The organism is Pseudocolwellia agarivorans (genome assembly GCF_002000085.1).
Classification (GTDB): Bacteria; Pseudomonadota; Gammaproteobacteria; order Enterobacterales; family Alteromonadaceae; genus Pseudocolwellia; species Pseudocolwellia agarivorans.
Genome location: NZ_MUZU01000004.1, coordinates 307029 through 322160, shown reverse-complemented (window position 1 = coordinate 322160; position 15132 = coordinate 307029). Strand labels below are relative to the sequence as shown.

Below are 15132 nucleotides of genomic sequence, written 5' to 3'. Positions count from 1 at the left end.
ACTAAAAATAATAAATAGCAGACATTTCAATAATGAAACACATTACTACCTTATTCATCTCTTTTTTATTTACTTATTCAGGGCTTACTCACGCTGAAAATAAGCAGCCATTACCTAATATTGTTTTATTTGTAGTTGACGATATGGGCCTAATGGACACCTCGGTTCCTTTTATTACCGACGGACACGGCCATGCTAAAACTCAGCCATTAAACAAATTATACAAAACACCTAATATGGAATTACTCGCGGATAACGGCATTCGTTATAGTAATTTTTATGCACATAGTGTGTGCTCTCCCTCACGAGTGAGTTTACTTACCGGACAAAATAGCACTCGTCATCACACCACTCAGTGGATAAAACATGACGAAAATAATGCAGGTCAATTTGGCCCTGAAAATTGGAATTGGCAAGGTCTTAATAAAAGTCACCAAACATTAGGAAAAACCCTTTCGCCTCTTGGATACGAAACTATTTTTGTAGGTAAAGCGCATTTCGGGCCTCTTAATTCAGTTGGCGAAGATCCATTAAATATTGGGTTTTCTAAAAATATTGGTGGTGGTGCTTGGGGTTCTCCGGGAAGTTATCTTGGCACTAAAAACTTTAAAAGAAAAAAAAGTAATTCTCCGTATCAAGTTCCTCATTTAGCTGAATATCACGGTAAAGATATTTTCTTAACTGAAGCCTTAACCCTTGAAGCGAACAAAGCAGTAACTCAAGCAGTTAAAAGTAATACCCCTTTCTTTTTAAATATGTCTCATTATGCAATTCACTCCCCATTTACTGCTGATAAACGCTTTGCTGATGACTACGAAAATATTAAAGAAATGAACACACAAACTAAACAATACGCCACTATGGCTGCAGGTGTAGATAAATCACTAGGGGATATTATTTTACATCTTAACAAATTAGATATTGCTGATAACACACTCATACTTTTTGTTGGTGACAATGGTTCAGACGCTCCAATAGCAGGCTTCCATGATATTGCTAGTTCTGCACCATTAAGGGGTAAAAAAGGCACTCATTATGAAGGCGGAATGCGAGTTCCTTTTATTGCCGCTTGGGTAAAGTCTAATAAAAACAATTATTGGCAGAAAAAAATGCCAATAACTACAGGTAAAATACAAGAACAAATGGCAAGTATATTAGATATATACCCAACAATTACTCAATTACTTGATATAAAAGATAATAAGTCAAAAATTGATGGCTACCCTTTACAAAAAACCTTGCAAAATAAAACTGATAATAACAAACCTGAAACCTTTTTGATGCATTTCCCCCATGAACACCGTAGTTCATATTTTACTGCATACCGTGAAAAAGAGTGGAAGCTTGTTTATCATTATTTTCCAAAACATGTACCTGTTGGAAAAAAACACACTAACTACAATACGCAACACTTAACTTACGAATTATATAACTTGGTTCAAGATCCTTCTGAACAAAATAACTTATATAAGAAAGAACCTAAGCAATTGAAATATATGCTCGAAGCAATGAAATCTCAATTACAGAGTGAAGACGCACAGTTACCTAAAGGGATAACGTATCAAGATATTCACTAACACTTGATAATTGATAACTGACCCCAAAAGCTGAACACCTGTTTCAGCTTTTTTTTAATAGTAAGACCTCAATATTTAAAAAATTATTTTATATGAATGAATATTAACTTCTTTCAATAAAATTGATAATAAGGAAGTCCATGAACGAACAAGTCGAAATTCTCCAACTCGGTAATCCTGTTCTAGCTCAAATAGCATCGCCTGTTGAAAACATAATGTCAGATGCAACTCAACAAACTATTGATATGATGCTGACCACAGTAGCTAAAGCTGGTGGCGTGGGTATTGCTGCACCTCAAATAAATATTAGCCAACGCATATTCATTATGTGTTCAAAGCCTAATAAGCGCTATCCTGAAGCTCCACTTATGCAACCTACCGCGATTATTAATCCTGAAATAATAACAACCAGCAAAGAACAAGAAAAAGATTGGGAGGGCTGTTTAAGCGTGCCATCAATAAGAGGCTTAGTTCCTCGGTATAAAACCATAAAAGTCAGCTATTTTGATCTACAAGGAAATAAACATAATAAAGAATTATCTGGGTTTTTAGCACGTATTTTTCAACACGAAATAGATCATTTAGATGGCCTAACTTTTATAGATAGAGTGGAATCGGTTCAAGACTTATGTAGCGAAACAGAGTGGTATAAACAATATGTGAATGTTGAAAAATAGCGAAAAAACGGTAATTTTTCATATTCATTTTACAACCGACCGGTTGGTCTGTTAGTATTAGTTTTACATTTCACATGTAATCAGGTTTTAAGTATGAGAGACGCAGAACAAACCAGAGAAAAAATATTAGACGTTAGTGCCGATGAAATTCATAAACATGGTTTCACCGCAACTAGCTTGTCAGTTATTCTAAAAAGATGTGAAATATCTAAAGGTGCTTTATATCACCATTTTGCCAATAAAATGGAATTAGGCTATGCCGTATTTGAAGAAAGATACACTCCTTTATTTTTAAGTACATGGCTGCCAGCGGTAAACAACGAAGATCCTATTGAAGGCCTTTGTGCATTTTTTAGTGAAATGAGTGTAAACATGAGCTGTGATGAATTGATCTGTGGTTGTCCTCTAAATAATTTATGTCAGGAAATGGCAGGAGTTGATGAAGGGTTCAGACTACGAATTTTAGATATGCAATTGCAACTTAATCAGCTTATTTCAGACAGTTTACGCAAAATAAAAAATCAGCTTCGAAATGATATTGACTATAGTCAAGTCTCTTACTTTATCGTTTCTACATTTCACGGTTCAACTAGTTTAAGTAAAAGCTCGCGAAATAAAGAGTTATTTGAACATGTGATGGACGAACTTTGTAAATATTTAAGAAACCTAAAACACAATTAAGATTATTTAAACCTTATTAGTTATAACTTATAGATATAAATAAAGTACTTTTAATTACTGGCAGACCGAGCGGTCGGTATGGTAGTATTACCACAATATAAATTTTACCGTTATTAAGGCGCATTCATGAAAAATTTAGTTTCCGTTTTCTCTTTTATTTTCACACTCTTTATTAGTGTTTCAGCTTTTTCTGCTGAGGTATCTCCATATAAAGTGATAGAAAATGTAGGTAATAATTTATTTACGCGTATTGCCAATAATCAGCAAGAAATTGAAAAGTTTCCAGAGTTAATGAGAAACATTGTTGATGAAGAGCTTATGCCTCATATCGATTATAAATATGCTGCTTATAAAATTTTAGGTAAAAACTTAAGATCTACATCTAAAGAACAACGTGAAGATTTTGTAGTTTCTATACGTCAATATTTAATACGCACCTATGCTAATGCTTTAACTCAGTATAAAAACCAAAAAGTCATTTTTGAGAAAGAAAGAAGTACTGAAGGTCAAAAAATAGTTTCTGTTGGTACACAAATTATTGATGGTAACCGACCTACGATTGATATTGATTTCAAGTTACGTAAAAACCCAAAAACACTTGAATGGAAAGCATACGATATGGTTGTAGAAGGCATTTCACTACTTTCAAGTAAACAAGCAGAGTTAAGTCAACGCATTGCTAAAGAAGGTATTGAGCAAGTAACGTTAGAATTAGCTTCAATTACTAAATAGCACTCATTTCATTACTAAAAAGTTTCCCCCGTTAAGAATTCATTGTTCGCTGTAATTCTTGGTCCCCATTAAGTTTTTAATGGGGATTTTTTTATCTATTATTTAATACAAAGTTAATGATTAGAAAAATCATCGCCTTTTGCCATTCTATCGTACAAAATAACATTCACAGTTGCCGCTAAATTCATACAACCATTAGTGGGGATATAAATCGTTTCTCTACAAAAATCAGTAATGTGTTTTTTTAACGTGCCATCTTCTGGGCCAAAAATATAAAAAGCTCTAGGCGGATGCTTATAATTCACTAGAGACTTAGCACCTTCAACTAACTCAACTGCAACTGGCACACAATCTAACGGTACTGTGTTTTTTAAATCTTCAACACCAATTAATGGAATGTCTAAATGAACTTTATTTTTATCCGTATAAAACGCTTTGGCTAAATCGTATCGTTTACCTGTGTAATAAACCGAATGTACACCGTAACAACCTGAAGCTCGCATAACAGATCCTACATTCTCTGGAGATTTAGGATTAAATAATCCAATGCATGCGTATCCTTTTTTACTCATTTTAAACAACTCATTTTATTTATATTAATTTACTAACTTAGAACGGCGAGATTATACCTATTTTTGATTCTGAAAACATGTAAGCCACATAGATAGTTGTTAATATAAAACATATAATGCTGCTAAGTTTTAAGCTAAATAATTTATTATGACTACGCCATTAAAATACCTTTCTGCATACTCACCTGAGATTAAAGATAAAATTCAAATAATGTTGAATGAGAACACGTTAAAAACGTTTTTACTCAATAAATACCCTACCCCTCATACTATTTATAATGATAAAGCCTTGAGGGAATATGTAATGAATATAAAAAATCAATATTTGAAAAAATCTAACCCGCTAAGCCAAGTAAAGTACGACGATAAAATTCACGTGATTAATAATGCGTTAGGATTACATACTTATGTATCTAGAGTGCAAGGTAGTAAGCTTAAAAGTAAAAATGAGTTAAGAGTTGGCAGTATGTTTAAAGTAGCGCCAGAGCCTTTTTTACAGATGATAGTGGTGCATGAATTAGCACACTTAAAAGAAAAAAATCATGATAAGCCGTTTTATAAGCTCTGCGAGCACATGTTACCTAATTATCATCAATTAGAATTTGAATTACGTGTATATTTAACTCAACTTGAATTGAAAGGCCCTGTGTATGGTGGGTAAGCTATGTTTATGTTGATTTAAACAACAATAGATTATAGGTTAAAAATATTTTTTACTTCATCAGCCGTTAATTCGCGACTTTCGCCAGCTTGTAAATTTTCATCTAATAACAAACGCCCTATTTTACTGCGGTGTAACGCCATAACTTGATTTTGAAAACGACCAAACATACGTTTAATTTGATGGTATTTTCCCTCCATTAAAATAACTTGGGCAATGTAGTCTGACTCGATGGTGAGTTCCGCGGGCTCGGTTGTTTTATCTTCATAGTTAAAATACATACCTTGTTTAAAAGCTTCAATATAATCGCTTGTTAATTTGTTTTTTAAGGTAACTTGATACACTTTAGGCACTTTACTATTAGGTAGTGTTAAACGTTCAGACCAGCTGCTGTCGTTAGTTAATAGCATTAAACCTGAAGTATTGAGATCTAAACGACCAACAATATGTAACTCTTCTTTATATGAAAAAGGTAATAAATCGATTACGGTTTTATGAATTTTATCTTTGGTCGCACTTACCACACCTATAGGCTTATTTAGCATAATGTAGACGGGTTTATCGTCTTGCAATACCTTATCGCTGACTTTAACAAGCGAGAACTTATTTATTTGAAAGGCAGCATCTGTAATAACAGCCCCATCTACTTCAACCCTATTCTGCGCTAAAAGCAGCTTAACATCTCGTTTATTAATCGCTAATGCGGAGCTTATAAATTTATCAATCCTACTTTTTTCCATTACTTTTCTTTTTACTCAGGGTTAGCTTCTAGCTGTAATTACAACAAATAATATCAACATCAAAATAAATCGCATAACTTTAACATTTAAAAACGTATAGCTAATACCCAATTAATGTATTAACTCGATGAATGAGTCTTGACAAATTTTAGAAACTGTAAGACTATATAGACGTCTAAACGTCTATAAAAGAATTTTACTTGTGAAAACAGAATCTGAATTAAAAGCACGATACAACGATATTCACCGAGGTGTTTATTTTATTGGTACAACTCCTCCTAAAAGTGACACTCCACTTGAAGAAGTTGAAAGCATAGCAAATAAATTATTAGAGCGTGTAAGCGATATAGATTTTGATGGTTTGATTGTATACGACATTCAAGATGAAAACTCACGTACGAATAAACCACGACCGTTTCCTTTTAAATCGACTCATGATCCTCGTTTATATTCATCACTGTTAAACAAAAAGTCTAAGCGTCCAGTGATTACTTATAAAAGTGTTATTCAATCAAACGCTGACGATTTTAATCAGTGGGCAAGTGAAGCTTGGGAAAAATATGGCGTTAAAGATATTGTTTTAGTGGGCAGTCCATCTAAAAACAACACTATATCCCTTTCTTTAAAAAATGCTTATAACACGCTAGTTAGCAATGAAAACAATTTTTTCATTGGTGGTGTAACCATAGCCGAGCGCCATGCAAGTAAAGGTAATGAACATCAACGATTAATTGAGAAACATCAACAAGGTTGTAACTTTTTTATCTCGCAAGCGATTTACAACCCACAAGCAACGATTGATATGCTGACGCGCTATGCGATTGAATGCAAAAAACAAGGCTTAAAGCCGCAGCGTTTAATACTTACTTTTTCACCTTGTGGCAGCCAAAAAACGTTAGAATTTATTGATTGGTTAGGTGTAAGTGTTCCAGAAGCAACCAGCTTACGTATACTAAATGCTAACAACTCGTTATATGAATCTATCCGTATTTGCTCAAACAGTTTACAGCAAATTTTAGATGCGATATTACCTTACGATTTACCTTTAGGTTTAAACATTGAAAGTTTAACCAATCGTAAAGAAGAAATTGATGGTTCAATTTTATTGTATAAACTATTACGTTCAAAAATGGAAAATTACTTAGCTAAAAAAGAACTTAACTTATTAATTAGTAAGCATTAAATATAATTAATTCCGCTATAAAAATAGCGATAAATTAAAAATAAAATCAGCTTCATTAAAGTTATAACATAAGGACTTATTTTGGATAAAACACTTATTTATGTTCATGATCCTATGTGTAGCTGGTGCTGGGGATTTGAACCCGTTAGAAAGAAACTTTTTAACAGTTTACCGCCTGCAATTATCATTAAGCGATATGTTGGCGGCTTGGCTCCAGATTCTAATGAGCCTATGTCACAACAAATGCAAACCATGCTACAAAACACATGGCGCAAAATCGAACAGACAATACCTGGCACTGAATTTAATTATGATTTTTGGAGTAATTGCCAGCCAAGGCGCTCAACTTATCCTTCCAATCGTGCTGTTATTGCAGCTCGCCAGCAAAAGACTGAATATGATGAATTAATGGTACACCGTATTCAACAGGCTTATTACACGGAAGCTAAAAATCCATCAGATGAAAATATTCTAATTGAATTAGCTAAAGAAATAGGGTTAAACGTAGAACAATTTACACAAGATATTCAGTCAGAAAAAATTGATGAATTATTCCAGCAAGAATTGTTATATACACGAAAGTTAGGTATGAATAGCTTTCCAAGTTTAGCTTATCAAGTAGGCGATAAAATTTACTCAATAGGATTAGACTACAATAATATGGAAAATATGTTGGAGCAAATCCACCAAATTGATACATTAAGATAACCATTATTTAGGTATTTACTAAGTAGGATTTACTTTGAAATTAATAATGAAAACTGAATTTGATAATCTTAGATTAAATACAGATCATCAATATGACGTAGATAACAATGGCGACAAGCATGTAGTCAAGATATATTGCAATAACCAACTTATCGCAAAAAAAATCAAACTTAAAAAGTCGATCCGCTTTTTTGGTGCAGAGGGGTATCAAAAGCATTTAACTGATACTGAAGAGTAACCTCCCCTATTTATTAGCGAATAAAAAACAATTGAAGCCTAACAGCTAAGTTAAAAGTAGGCTTCTCAATCCTTTAAAACCTCCTGTTATAATTTTTAAAACTCTACTTTTTTAACATCGATTTTAAATCAGCAAAAGGATTGTAAGTGGCTTGTTCTTGCTGGCTTTCGCCCGGTTTAACTTCAGTACTATAATTCGCATGATCTGTGTATTTAGCATGTTCATTGTCATGACAGTAAATGCACAACAACTCCCAATTTGAACCATCATTCGGATTATTTGTATGGTCGTGATCTATATGATGAACCGTAAGCTCTCGAATATTTGAATATTCAAATTCACGTGCACACCGACCACAAACCCATGGGTATAGCTTTAATGCTCTATCTCTATAACCTTTTTCTTGGCTTTTATAATTAGCACTTGTGCCGTATCTATCTGAGGACATACTCTACTCTCTTATTTCTTTTTATGACTTTTTCTCACACCAATTAATGCAAAGTCATCATTTTTATAAGTCTTTAAGGGGATTATATAACTACCTAATGAAAAACAAACAATTAATTTGGTGTTAATTGACGTAATAAATATAGAGGCTATTCAAGCGACACATATAAAAAAGCCCACTTAAAATTAATTAAGCAGGCTGTTATTAATAAAAATTGTTAGACATGATGAAATTACATATTAGGGTAATTTGGTCCACCAGTACCTTCTGGGGTTACCCAAGTAATGTTTTGACTTGGATCTTTAATATCACAGGTTTTACAGTGAATACAGTTTTGCGAATTAATAACAAACTTATCACCTTCACTTGTCGATTCAATTTCGTAAACGCCGGCAGGACAATAACGCTGTGCAGGCTCTGCATATTTAGCTAAGTTTACACTAATAGGAATACTGGCATCGGCAAGTTTTAAATGACATGGTTGCTCTTCAGCATGATTGGTATTTGATATAAACACCGAAGATAATTTATCAAAGCTAAGTACATTATCAGGCTTAGGGTAATTAATTACTGGTGCATCCACCGCAAGTTTAAGTTGCGCATGATCTAAAGAATCATCTTTAAAGTTAAAAGGTAATTTACCACCAAAAAAGTTTTGATCTATTGTGTTATACGCACCACCAACAAAGGTACCAAACTTATGCATAACAGGGCCAAAATTACGCGTTTTATAAAGTTCATCGTATAACCACGAGGCTTTAATTTTATCAGTAAACGAAGTAAGCTCTTTTCCGCCTTCATCACCAGCTGAAATGGCCTCAAAAATAGCTTCGGCGGCGAGCATACCTGATTTCATTGCGGTATGATTACCTTTAATTTTAGCGTAATTAATCGTACCCGCATCACAACCAACAAGTAAGCCCCCCGGCATTGTCATTTTAGGTAAAGAATTCAAACCACCTTTTGCCATGGCACGAGCACCGTAAGATACGCGTTTACCACCAGCTAAATATTGACTAATTTTGGGATGGTGCTTATAACGCTGAAACTCATCAAAGGGGCTTAAATGTGGATTGCTGTAACTTAAATCAACAATTAAACCAACAAACACTTGATTATTTTCTGCATGGTATAAGTAACCACCACCATTAGTGTCGGACTCTAAAGGCCAACCAGCACTATGTATCACTAAACCTTCTTGGTGTTTTTCTGGTGCTACATCCCAAATTTCTTTAAAACCAATACCATAATGTTGGGGAGAAGAATCAGCATCTAAACCAAACTTAGCGATCAATTCTTTACCTAAATGTCCGCGACAACCTTCAGCAAAAACGGTATATTTTGCGCGTAGCTCCATACCCGGTTCAAATGAGTCTTTAGGGTTACCTTCTGCATCTAACCCCATATCACCGGTAATAATACCTGCTACGCTATTATCGTCATTGTAAATAACTTCTTGAGCAGGAAATCCAGGAAAAATTTCAACACCTAATTGCTCTGCTTGTTCTGCCAACCAACGACATACATTACCCATACTTACAATAAAGTTACCTTCGTTATGCATTGTTTTAGGCACCGCAATGTTAGGTAATTTAATAGCTTTTTCTTCACCGGTGAAATAGTAAATATCATCACCTGTTACAGCGGTATTTAATGGCGCGCCTTTTTCTTTCCAATCGGGAAATAGCTCATTCATCGCTGTAGGTTCAAACACAGCACCAGACAGAATATGAGCACCAACTTCAGAACCTTTCTCTACGACGCACACCATTAATTCTTGTTCATTTTTTTGTGCAAGTTGCATAAGCTGACATGCTGTAGCCAAGCCTGAAGGGCCTGCTCCAACAATTACCACATCAAACTCCATAGATTCACGTTCCATAATTTCCCCCAGAAAAGTAGACAATCAAATTAATTCAAACACTCGTTTGATTTTCAAACACCTGTTTGATAATATCAACAATTATAGATAAATGGTATGTAAATACTATCTTGTAATGAAATATTTACTGAGAAAGTTTTTTATCGCTTAGTTTACATTGCGTGATTTACACAATATAGCTAAGCTTCGCTTACTCTACACAGTTAATTTTTCTCACAATCTTTGTATTAGCAACTAAGATTAAACAGAGAAAAATTTAAATACTTAATAATTACAAACAACATGCACCATCAGAGGCTACGATGAAAATATTAGTACCTATAAAACGTGTAATTGATTACAACGTAAAAGTTCGCGTTAAAGCAGACCATTCAGATGTTGATCTTGCTAACGTAAAAATGTCACTTAACCCTTTTTGTGAGATCGCAGTAGAAGAAGCTGTTCGTCTTAAAGAGGCTGGAACAGCAACTGAAATTGTCGTGGTTTCTATTGGCAATAAATCTTGTCAAGAACAGCTCAGAACAGCATTAGCGCTAGGTGCTGATCGTGCAATACAGATTGATACTGAAGAAAAACTAGAGTCAATAAATGTTGCTAAGTTGCTTCAAAAAGTTGTTGAAGAAGAACAACCTCAATTAATTATTTTAGGTAAGCAGTCTATTGATAGCGACAATAACCAAACTGGCCAAATGCTTGCTGCTCTAACAGGTATGCCACAAGGTACGTTTGCTTCAAACGTTGCTGTAGAAGGCGATAAAGTTAATGTTACTCGTGAAGTAGACAGCGGTTTACAAACCGTTGCATTAAATTTACCTGCAATTGTAACTACAGACCTACGTTTAAATGAACCTCGCTATGCTAAATTACCTGACATAATGAAAGCTAAGCGTAAACCTTTAGATGTTAAGCCTGCTGCTGATTTTGGTATTAACTTAGCTCCTCGCAGTAATGTTATTAAGGTAACTCCACCAGCAGAGCGTCAAGCAGGTATTGTTGTTAGCAGTATTGATGAATTAGTTGAAAAATTAAAAAATGAAGCGAAGGTGATCTCATGAGTATTCTAGTATTTGCAGAACATGATAACAAAAGCTTAAAAGCAGACACTTTAAAAACTGTAGCGGCCGCTCAAGCTATTGATGGCGATATTCATATACTTGTTGCTGGTTCAAATTGTGCTGATGTTGCAACTGAAGCAGCAAAAGTAAATGGCGTAAGTAAAGTTTTAGTTGCGGATAATGCCGCTTATGAACACCAACTAGCAGAGAACATTAGTTTACTTGTAACCGAGCTTGCTGCTGATTATGACTACATTTTAGCAACAGCATTAACAACAGGTAAAAACTTTATGCCTCGCGTTGCTGCTTTATTAGATGTCGCTCAAATTTCAGATATTATTGCTGTTGAAAGTGCAGATACCTTTGTACGTCCTATCTACGCTGGTAACGCTATTGCTACTGTGCAAAGCTTAGACAGCAAAAAAGTCATCACTGTTAGATCTACAGGTTTTGATCCTGTTGCTACTGACGGTAATGCTGAAGTAGTAACTATTGATTCAGTTCAAGATGCAGGTATTTCATCACATGTTAGTGACGAAATATCTAAATCAGAACGTCCAGATTTAGGTGCTGCTAACATCGTTATTTCTGGTGGTCGTGGTATGCAAAATGGTGAAAATTTTGCATTACTTGAAGGTATTGCAGACAAATTAGGTGCAGCTATTGGTGCTTCTCGTGCTGCAGTTGATGCGGGTTTTGTTCCTAACGATATGCAAGTTGGGCAAACAGGTAAAATTGTTGCTCCTAACTTATACATAGCTGTTGGTATTTCTGGTGCAATTCAACATTTAGCGGGCATGAAAGACTCTAAAGTTATTGTTGCTATTAACAAAGACCCTGAAGCCCCTATTTTCCAAGTAGCAGATTACGGTTTAGTTGCTGACTTATTTGATGCCTTACCGGAATTAGAAAGTAAACTATAAAATTTATTATTCTCGCCGTATAATAAAGCCACTAATATGTGGCTTTTTTTATATGTAAAAATCAATAACTAGGTATTTATGAACGACAATAACTCGACTTTGGTCTACTCTACTGATAGCGGAAGAATAAAAGAACAAGATAAAAGCAATACAATTACCCCATCAGATGGTTTTGCAAAAGTAAGACGTGAAACCAAAGGACGTAAAGGAAAAGGTGTAATTACTATTTCAGGTTTAGGCCTTGATACTGCTGCTTTAAAAGATCTAGCAAAAAAATTGAAAAAGACCTGTGGTACGGGTGGTAGTGTTGTTGGCGAAGTTATTGAAGTTCAAGGCGACAAAAGGGATACTATCAAGCAAGTGCTTGAAAAAAATGGTTTTAAGGTTAAATTTATTGGTGGTTAGTAGCACTAATGAATTGTGTTCATTCAAAGGAAAAACATGACAACAATGAATCCGAGTGACATCTCTATTTTAGTAGTAGAGCCATCAGATACTCAACGAAAAATAATTACTAATGAACTAAAAAAACAAGGCGTAACAGAACTATCATCAGCAAAAAGTGTAAGTGAAGCATTAAGCATTGTTGAACGCCATTCCTACGACCTAATAACAAGTGCAATGTATTTTGATGACGGCACTGCCTTAGATCTTCTCAAAAAAATTCGAGCAAACGATAAGATTTCTGATACCGCTTTTATGCTGGTAAGTAGCGAACATAAGAGAGAAAATTTAGAAGAATTTAAACAGTCAGGTGTTATTGCATTACTTCCTAAGCCTTTTACCCACGATCACCTCGCAGCAGCTATTAATACAACGATTGATTTATTATCTGCAGACGAAATGGAACTTGAACACTTTGATGTTCACGAAATTAGAGTATTACTGGTAGACGACAGTCGTTTAGCCCGTAATCACATTAAACGCGTGTTAAACAACCTAGGTATGATGAAAGTAACCGAAGCGGTAGATGGTCAACAAGCAATAAACTTGTTACAAGACAGTATGTTTGACCTCATAGTAACCGATTATAATATGCCGGAAGTAGATGGAAGAGAATTAACCCGTTATGTTCGTGAGCAAAGCCAACAATCACACTTACCTATTTTAATGGTAACCAGTGAAAGTAACGATACTCATCTTGCTAACATTGAACAAGATGGCGTCAATGCACTTTGTGACAAACCTTTTGAACCTCAAGTAGTTAAGCAGATTTTATATAAACTTCTTGAACATTAATAACTCAGCTTCAATAGCTTGATTTATTATCACCTTATTAATCACTAATTTATTCATAAGGTATAAATTAGCTTTTCAATATCCCATATTTTCTTAACTTAATAGCTATTTTATTATGGGATACTTCTAATCGTTGAGCTAACAAACGCGTAGTAGAAAACTCAGGATAAAGAGTAATAAGTAAATTCCGTTCAAAGTTTTCTTGTTCGTCTTCCCAATTACCATAAGACGATATCTCGTTTACGACTTTTTCATTCAGACCTTTATTGCTAGTGTGTAAATTTACATTTCTAGAAAACTGAGATAACGCGCTTTTCACATCACTTTGGCTAATAGCACCACCGCTGTTGTTTGCAACCACTCTAAATACAATATTTTGTAGCTCTCTTATATTTCCCAACCATTCATAACTTTTTAGTAGTTGCATTGCATTGTCATTAATACTCGGTTTGGGGCTGTCTACTACTCTTGATGCATGAGAAATAAAATGTTCAACCAATAAAGGAATGTCTTCACACCTTTCTCGTAAAGGAGGCAATGTAAGGCTTAATACATTTAATCGATAAAACAGATCTTCTCGAAACTGCTTTTTATCAAGTAATTCAGGAATATGTTGATGAGTTGCACTAATCACTCTAACGTTTACATGAATTTCCGTTGTCCCGCCTATTCGTCTAAAGGTAAAGTCTTGTAAAAAACGTAATAGCTTCGCTTGCAAATAAATAGACATTTCAGCAATTTCATCTAAAAATACTGTGCCTCCATTAGCCATTTCAAACAGTCCTGGTTTACCTCCTTTTTGTGCTCCGGTAAAAGCTCCTGAACTATAACCAAACAACTCGCTCTCTAATAGGTGTTCAGGTAAAGCTGCACAGTTTATCGCTAAAAAAGGCGCTGAACTCTTACCACCTTCATCATGTAAAGCTCGTGCTATTAATTCTTTCCCCGTCCCCGTTTCACCGCTAATAAACACAGGAAGCTCAAGTTCTGCGTATCTAATAGTTTGAGCAATTAACATTTTAACTTTAACTGATTGGCCAATAATATTATGTATTCCATTTTCAGTTTGCGACTGTAATAGTGAAATTTGCTGTCCAAGTTTATTTAAATTTTTCAAAGTAATTACAGCACCTGAAGTTTTATTTTTCGATATAACAGGTGTCACTTCTGCAATATAAGGCTTATTTAAAAACGTGAGTGATAAAGACATTGCGCTAGGAGTTAATAGTTCATTAATATTTTGATCAACAAATTCATCAATCGACTTGCCAATCAGTACGGGCGGATTTTTGTTAAGTAATAATTTCGTCGCTTGGTTTATTGCGACAATTATTCCCTTATTATCAATATCAATAATGGGATCAGGTAATCTGTCAAGTAATGCTTTTAAATGTTTTTCTCTACTTTCAGTAGGTAAAAGATCTATTTCTTTGCAATAAATAAAACCCGTAATACGCTCAAGGGCTCTGCTGACTTGCTGCAATGTTATTTCGTTACTTTCAAAATCAACAAAAATATATTCAGCTACAATCTCTACTGCATTTAAATTCCATGTATTTGCAGCAAAAACCTTTAAAAATTCTTGGCTAATACCTAATCTATTTTTTGATTTAATTTCAATGCGCATTACCAGTACCGTGTAAAAATTTTGTTTAATCAGGTGAATATGTAATAAAAAAATGACATAAAACCACTATAGCCCTTTAATTACATTAACTAATAACTCTTGTATTAAATTTATTACAAAAAACCTTACAAAACGTAATAAATTCATTACAAAACACTAAGGTATTTCAATAAAAACACTTAAGCATAT

At 34.3% G+C, this 15132-nt stretch carries 17 protein-coding genes; 12 read left to right on the top strand and 5 right to left on the bottom strand.

The window, feature by feature from the left end:
- Positions 1 to 32: 32 nt before the first annotated feature.
- From B0X80_RS08755 to B0X80_RS08740, 4 genes are all read left to right on the top strand, one after another.
- On the top strand, positions 33 to 1577 hold the full coding sequence (locus B0X80_RS08755; protein WP_077339530.1) for a sulfatase-like hydrolase/transferase: 1545 nt from the start codon (positions 33 to 35) through the stop codon (positions 1575 to 1577).
- 140 nt (positions 1578 to 1717) lie between these two features.
- Complete coding sequence (def, locus tag B0X80_RS08750) at positions 1718 to 2254, top strand: peptide deformylase (protein WP_077339529.1); 537 nt, start codon at positions 1718 to 1720, stop codon at positions 2252 to 2254.
- Between the two features lie 93 nt (positions 2255 to 2347).
- A complete protein-coding gene (locus tag B0X80_RS08745) occupies positions 2348 to 2935 on the top strand; it encodes a TetR/AcrR family transcriptional regulator (RefSeq protein ID WP_076420447.1) in 588 nt (195 codons plus the stop codon).
- A gap of 126 nt (positions 2936 to 3061) precedes the next feature.
- Positions 3062 to 3667 (top strand): MlaC/ttg2D family ABC transporter substrate-binding protein, encoded by a 606-nt coding sequence (locus B0X80_RS08740; RefSeq protein WP_077339528.1) that lies wholly within the window; start codon positions 3062 to 3064, stop codon positions 3665 to 3667.
- A gap of 113 nt (positions 3668 to 3780) precedes the next feature.
- Here B0X80_RS08740 and B0X80_RS08735 read toward each other — a convergent pair whose 3' ends face one another.
- Positions 3781 to 4239 carry an RNA methyltransferase gene (locus B0X80_RS08735; protein WP_076420443.1) on the bottom strand — a complete coding sequence of 153 codons (459 nt, stop codon included), beginning with the start codon at positions 4237 to 4239 and terminating at the stop codon, positions 3781 to 3783.
- Positions 4240 to 4387: 148 nt separating this feature from the next.
- Here B0X80_RS08735 and B0X80_RS08730 point away from each other — a divergent pair, with 148 nt between their 5' ends.
- Complete coding sequence (locus tag B0X80_RS08730) at positions 4388 to 4900, top strand: M48 family metallopeptidase (RefSeq protein ID WP_077339527.1); 513 nt, start codon at positions 4388 to 4390, stop codon at positions 4898 to 4900.
- 32 nt (positions 4901 to 4932) lie between these two features.
- Here B0X80_RS08730 and B0X80_RS08725 read toward each other — a convergent pair whose 3' ends face one another.
- Positions 4933 to 5640 (bottom strand): pseudouridine synthase, encoded by a 708-nt coding sequence (locus tag B0X80_RS08725; RefSeq protein WP_077339526.1) that lies wholly within the window; start codon positions 5638 to 5640, stop codon positions 4933 to 4935.
- 202 nt (positions 5641 to 5842) lie between these two features.
- Between B0X80_RS08725 and B0X80_RS08720 the strand changes: the two genes are divergently transcribed.
- The 3 genes from B0X80_RS08720 to B0X80_RS08710 all read left to right on the top strand — a co-directional run bounded on the left by B0X80_RS08720 (position 5843) and on the right by B0X80_RS08710 (position 7769).
- Positions 5843 to 6823, top strand: coding sequence for a methylenetetrahydrofolate reductase (locus tag B0X80_RS08720; RefSeq protein ID WP_077339524.1), 981 nt, complete (start codon positions 5843 to 5845; stop codon positions 6821 to 6823).
- Positions 6824 to 6904: 81 nt separating this feature from the next.
- On the top strand, positions 6905 to 7531 hold the full coding sequence (locus B0X80_RS08715) for a DsbA family protein (RefSeq protein ID WP_245825422.1): 627 nt from the start codon (positions 6905 to 6907) through the stop codon (positions 7529 to 7531).
- A 46-nt stretch (positions 7532 to 7577) separates the two neighbouring features.
- Complete coding sequence (locus B0X80_RS08710; RefSeq protein ID WP_245825421.1) at positions 7578 to 7769, top strand: hypothetical protein; 192 nt, start codon at positions 7578 to 7580, stop codon at positions 7767 to 7769.
- Between the two features lie 103 nt (positions 7770 to 7872).
- Here the strand turns inward: B0X80_RS08710 and B0X80_RS08705 are convergent, their stop codons facing one another.
- Both B0X80_RS08705 and B0X80_RS08700 read right to left on the bottom strand, forming a co-directional pair.
- Positions 7873 to 8217 carry a YajD family HNH nuclease gene (locus tag B0X80_RS08705; RefSeq protein WP_076420434.1) on the bottom strand — a complete coding sequence of 115 codons (345 nt, stop codon included), beginning with the start codon at positions 8215 to 8217 and terminating at the stop codon, positions 7873 to 7875.
- Positions 8218 to 8449: 232 nt separating this feature from the next.
- On the bottom strand, positions 8450 to 10099 hold the full coding sequence (locus B0X80_RS08700; protein WP_077339520.1) for an electron transfer flavoprotein-ubiquinone oxidoreductase: 1650 nt from the start codon (positions 10097 to 10099) through the stop codon (positions 8450 to 8452).
- Between the two features lie 302 nt (positions 10100 to 10401).
- Here B0X80_RS08700 and B0X80_RS08695 point away from each other — a divergent pair, with 302 nt between their 5' ends.
- From B0X80_RS08695 to B0X80_RS08680, 4 genes are all read left to right on the top strand, one after another.
- Positions 10402 to 11154: an electron transfer flavoprotein subunit beta/FixA family protein gene (locus tag B0X80_RS08695; RefSeq protein WP_076420430.1), complete on the top strand. Its 753-nt coding sequence runs from the start codon at positions 10402 to 10404 to the stop codon at positions 11152 to 11154.
- The gene (locus tag B0X80_RS08690) at positions 11151 to 12077 is read left to right on the top strand and encodes an electron transfer flavoprotein subunit alpha/FixB family protein (RefSeq protein WP_077339518.1); all 927 of its coding nucleotides are present in this window, start codon (positions 11151 to 11153) and stop codon (positions 12075 to 12077) included. Before B0X80_RS08695 ends, B0X80_RS08690 begins: the two co-directional genes overlap by 4 nt.
- 78 nt (positions 12078 to 12155) lie before the next feature.
- Positions 12156 to 12482 (top strand): SUI1 family translation initiation factor, encoded by a 327-nt coding sequence (locus tag B0X80_RS08685; protein WP_077339516.1) that lies wholly within the window; start codon positions 12156 to 12158, stop codon positions 12480 to 12482.
- A gap of 36 nt (positions 12483 to 12518) precedes the next feature.
- A complete protein-coding gene (locus B0X80_RS08680) occupies positions 12519 to 13316 on the top strand; it encodes a response regulator (RefSeq protein ID WP_077339514.1) in 798 nt (265 codons plus the stop codon).
- A gap of 67 nt (positions 13317 to 13383) precedes the next feature.
- Here the strand turns inward: B0X80_RS08680 and B0X80_RS08675 are convergent, their stop codons facing one another.
- Positions 13384 to 14943 (bottom strand): sigma 54-interacting transcriptional regulator, encoded by a 1560-nt coding sequence (locus tag B0X80_RS08675; RefSeq protein WP_077339512.1) that lies wholly within the window; start codon positions 14941 to 14943, stop codon positions 13384 to 13386.
- Between the last annotated feature and the right edge of the window lie 189 nt (positions 14944 to 15132).